The organism is Rhizobacter sp. P1_G5 (assembly GCF_056405435.1).
Map to the genome: position 1 here is coordinate 1 of NZ_JBFUCB010001140.1, position 737 is coordinate 737.

Sequence of the window (737 nt, forward strand, 5' to 3'; positions counted from 1 at the left end):
GAAGCGCATGAGTTATTCCCAAAGCATCATCGCATCCGCTCATCTGCTCGCATATCAGGGTCTTCAATTCTTGTTTGCTCGGAGCACATTTCGTAGTTTGCGACGACGCGTTGCTCAGCGGTGCTGCCGATCTGGGCGAGCTCGGATTCGGGAATTTGAACTGCAAGGTGTACTCCTAAAAACGATCGAAAAACTCTGTTGAAGGCAATGTGCATCCTGAGTAACACAACATGTGCGTTGGTTGCATGGAATGAACGTGATGCAGCGCCCGTAGACATACATGCACGTCGAAACAGGCCGCGGTCTTCAGTCCGAAGCGCAACCTTGCACCCCCGGCGAGTTCATGCCCTGCCCTGCAAACGCATCAACCTATCGGCCGTGCCGGTGAGGCGGTGCACAACCCGATCGTCTGGCACGACCAGCGCACGCCATGATCTGCACGCCCGGGTTGTCGGCGTCCACGCCGTGGTAGCCCAGGTCGACGATGACCTGCTTCGGACAGCGCCCAATGTCCTGCAGCAGCGTCGTGGTCTGCTCCAGTTGCTCGCACAGCACATGGCCGTCGTTCGGGTTGCCGGGGAAGCTTCGCGCGCCCGCCATCAGCCCCTGCTTGTGCGTGACGGCGGGGCTGACCTTGACGCTGAACTCGCAGGGCTTGCGCGCCTTGCCCTTCGAGAGGCATTCGACCGCGGGCGCGTGCAGCGCGTAGAGCTCGTGCTTGTCGTTGCGCCTTTGCG

General features: G+C 60.2%; 1 pseudogene. It reads right to left on the reverse strand.

From position 1 onward, the window contains the following. Positions 1-429 precede the first annotated feature (429 nt). Positions 430-737, reverse strand: a pseudogene (locus AC1D12_RS34595) (IS5/IS1182 family transposase); the annotation flags it as partial.